Raw genomic sequence first — 4,411 nt, 5'->3', positions numbered from 1 at the left:
GTATATAATGCGCAATTATGTTGTAAAAATACACATTGAAAATATCGAATTTTATTGATTTTTCGATGAAGTTAAAAACATTTATAGATATTTATTTTGTATATTTTGTAAATTTAGTTAAATGGGGAATGCTAAAAACATATTGTGTTAGAATTCCCCTCCTTTTTGGCTTCGCGGGATTAACTCTGTCACGCCAAAAAAGAAAACAATGCAAGATAAAACCATTTTTATTTTGCTATAAAAATCAAAAATAACTTAACTTTGGATGAACTAATCAATTAAAAAGGGACTCTGATACATTTTCCGTCAAAAATAACCGGATATATGGTACGCGGGCAGATTGCCTATAAAAGCCATCCAAGGGTTCTGTCCAAACACCATTACCGTTTTCAATCAGAAAATCGGCAGAAGGGGAAACGCTGCCGATTTTCTCAAAGTGGCCAGCTTCAGTTTGGCCTTTATACAGGCAATTGCTGTTACGACAGAATCCGTCTTACCTCTTTATTCATCGAACTTTTTTGTTGCACGCTTGTGCGGTGGGAAAGGACGATATTTGATACAAGGAAATACGCTGATTATGTCACATAAACTTGCCCCTCTTGGCCGTACCCATATCCGTCAAGGCTCCTCAACTCCTGAAACCACTTCCGAATCATCTTCTCCTCTAAAAGAATGGATACACACCCAAAATTTTGGGGGAAGTCCGTCTGTTTTTCCTGAACCCAAGCAATTAAGCGGTAAAAATACTGTAACGAGAGATGCGGTTCATGTGGCTGAGGCGGCAAGATTGAACAGTACCTCATCATCTTCAGACGGCGTTGTAACAAAAATGCGTGTCGTACGGGCCAGTGTTGCTTCTGCAAGTAGCGTTTCTGGTAAAAATACCATTGCGTCTAAAGTAACGGACAAACAGGTTGTTTCAAAAGAGCCGGTAAACAAACCGGTTAATCAATCGATGGAAAAAATTTTGGCTGAAAAGCAAAAAAAATACGAAGAGGCTAAAGCAAAAAAAATAGCCGAAGCCGCCACAGCCAAAGCAAACGCCGTCGAGCATGCAAAAGAAGCGCATAAAGCAGCAGTCGAAAAAGCGATTGCAGAGCGTAAAGCCAAACAAGACGCTGCCCGCAAAGAAAAAGAGGCAGAAGACAGAATTGCCGAAGGAAAAAAAACAGTCGAAATTGTGCATAAAAAGATTTTGAACGATTCAGACGGCCATAACAAAGTCGTGAGCGTTTCTTCCGGCAAAAAAACAGCCATGAGTCACGATAGCCACCTCAGTTCAGTCAAAGAAAACAAAATTGACGATCATACCGAAAACAGGGCAGGTGTCTCTGGAAAATACCGCGTGTATCAATCTAAAGAGTATGGTAATTATGTTCGTGTGAATGATTTTGGTGCCGATGCGCAGGGTAAAAAAGACAGCCTTCAGGCATTTAAAGCGGCTTTAGAGGCGGCTCATAAAGAAAAAGCCATGGTCTTCTTGGATGGTACCTACTATATTTCCAACCAGATTGTGATGGATAAAACCGTTTCCGGCGCACGCGGTTTGTTTGGTTCGGGGATGGGTAAAACCAAAGTAACGTTTGATAAGGCGCAGACAGGCGTGTTCAACCCGAACACCAACCATGATGACATTCGCCAATTTGCCGGTATCTTGATCGATGGACAAAACAATAAAACCATTGCCAACTTGTCGGTTCAATATACCAACCCTGATTTTTACCGCAAAGGCTTAAGCTATTTTGGCAAGGTAAACGGCATTTTGGTGAACGATGCGGACAATACTTTAATCAGTAAAGTAGAGGTTTCCGGTGCCAATCGTGCTGGTGTGATGTTCACGTCGACTGCTTCTTTGGAAAAGGAAAAAGGTCAAAAGCTGACCTTTAAAGAGCGCGTACAAAGCGGCGAAATTGATGAAAAATATGAAGCGCTGCCTTTGGGTGAAAACAACCGTATTGTTGATTCGTATCTGCACCACAACCGCGTTGCCGGTGCGCTGATCGGTTTCCAACAAAACTTTATCGGCGAGGGCAACCGTTTGGATTGGAACGGCCACGAAGCGGACGGCGGTACCGGCTACGGTATGGCTGTGGTTGCGGGCAGCTACAATTACGGTGTCACATACCGTAAAAACACGACCAACCACAACTACCGCAAAGGCTTGGATGTGCATGATGGTACAGGCATTGTCATTGAAGACAATGTGTTAACAGGTGACCGGCTGTATGGTATTGCTGCTTACAACCGCCAGTTTTCTATGGATAAAGTCAAAATTACCGGCAATACCATTATCCAAGACCCGAGCTTCCGCTTGAATGTTGATGATGACTTGGGCAAGTACTATCACATGTATTCAGGTATCCAGGTGCAAACCAATACCCAATACAAAGATTTGCACTCGGCTAACAAAGGCTATTTCGATATCAGCAATAATGTCATTAAAAATCTGACGGTTTATCAAAACAATATTCAGACTTACGCGATTGAGTTCCGTAACCATGAAAGCAAAATGGATTACACGCTCAATATGGCAAATAACAAGATCAGCGGCGAATCCACCAAATATCTGATTGCCGTCATCAACGATACCTACGACCGCGTTTTATCTAAAAACGGCATTGGCAGCGGTACTATTACCATTAGCGGCAATGATGCCGATATCGGCAAGATTATGAAAGGCGCGGTGCCGGTTTATGTGGAAGAACACCATGGCAATGTCGCTATGCATGGTGCGGTGACCATTCACAACAACAAAATTTCCGTGCGTGAAAAATCTGACGGCTATGTCGAATTTGCTTATTTGAAAAGTAATGCCAAAGAGTACAACATCACTAATAACACATTGAAACTTGGTGGTGCCCTGGATGATGTTTTGGTAGACGTATACAGTACCAACCCTAAGGGCAAGGCATCTTTAAATGTAGCCAACAATAAAATCATGACGGACATCAAAGACGAACTGTATGATTCATGGCTGCGCTTTGAAAATAACATCAAAACGTATTCAGAAGGCAATAGCCATAATGGTGCAGCACTGACAAAGGTGAATACGACCGGCAGTAAAGTTGCCTTGAGCGATATCTTGTCAGAAGCCAACTATATTGTCGCAACAACTAAAGATGCTGTGTATCACCATACTAAGAATGTGTATACATCAGGAGTGGAAGAACATCATACAACGACAGGGATTTTGTAAGCTGTTGAAGCTGTAATCTTTATGGTCTAAATATCGATAAATAAAAAAAGGCCGTCTGAAAATTTTCAGACGGCCTTTTCATCTAACTCACATTATTTAGCCAGTTCGGCACGCAGTTTGTGGGTTACATTCATCATCACTTGGAGTTGTTCCAGAGTTTCTTTCCAGCCACGGGTTTTCAGGCCGCAGTCTGGGTTAACCCACAGACGTTCAACCGGTACAACCTCGATGGCTTTGCGCAACAGGTGCTCAACTTCAGCTTCAGTCGGTACGCGTGGGCTGTGGATGTCGTAAACACCTGGGCCGATGTCGTTCGGGTATTTGAATTCGCCGAACGCAGTCAAGAGCTCCATATCGGAACGTGAAGTTTCGATGGTGATGACGTCAGCGTCCATGGCGGCGATGGCAGGCAGGATGTCGTTGAACTCAGAGTAGCACATATGAGTGTGGATTTGGGTGCTGTCTTCGCAACCGGTAGAGGACAGGCGGAAAGATTCACCGGCCCAGTTCAGGTAGGCATCCCAATCGGCACGTTTCAAAGGCAGACCTTCGCGGATGGCAGGTTCGTCAATTTGGATGACTTTGATACCGGCTTTTTCCAGATCCAATACTTCGTCGTTCAGAGCCAGTGCGATTTGTTTGCACACGGTAGCGCGAGGAATATCGTTGCGGACGAAAGACCATTGCAGAATGGTTACAGGGCCGGTCAGCATACCTTTCATCGGGCGTTTGGTCAGGCTTTGAGCGTAAGTAGACCAAGCAACAGTCATGGCTTCAGGACGGCTTACGTCACCGAAGATGATAGGTGGTTTAACGCAGCGTGAGCCGTAGCTTTGTACCCAGCCGTATTGGGTGAACGCAAAACCGCTCAACAATTCGCCGAAGTATTCAACCATGTCGTTACGCTCGGCTTCGCCGTGTACCAGTACGTCCAAGTCCAGTTTTTCTTGCTCTTCAACCACCAAAGCGATTTCTTTTTTCATCGCGGCTTCGTAATCGGCAGCAGACAGTTCGCCTTTTTTGAAGGCTGCACGTGCTTGGCGGATTTCGGTAGTTTGTGGGAAAGAACCGATGTTGGTAGTCGGCAGCAGAGGCAGGTTCAACCATGCTTGTTGCGCTTTGATACGGTCGGCAAATGGAGATTTGCGTTGGTCTGCGTTGGCAGGCAAATCGGCCAGGCGTTTGGCAACGTCTGCACGGTGGATTTCACTGCTG

Annotated in this window: 2 protein-coding genes; one reads left to right on the top strand and one right to left on the bottom strand. The window is 44.6% G+C overall.

What is annotated here, in order from left to right:
• Nucleotides 1–955: 955 nt before the first annotated feature.
• Nucleotides 956–3,196, top strand: a complete 2,241-nt coding sequence (locus ACTHUE_RS11515) for a right-handed parallel beta-helix repeat-containing protein (protein ID WP_107810873.1) — start codon at nt 956–958, stop codon at nt 3,194–3,196.
• 92 nt (nt 3,197–3,288) lie between these two features.
• Here the strand turns inward: ACTHUE_RS11515 and metE are convergent.
• Nucleotides 3,289–4,411, bottom strand: a 1,123-nt coding sequence (metE, locus tag ACTHUE_RS11510; RefSeq protein ID WP_440423509.1) for a 5-methyltetrahydropteroyltriglutamate--homocysteine S-methyltransferase, incomplete at its 5' end; no start/stop codon positions are given.

The sequence above is a fragment of the Neisseria sp. P0021.S005 genome (assembly GCF_051956955.1).
This window is presented reverse-complemented; position numbering and strand designations above follow the sequence as displayed.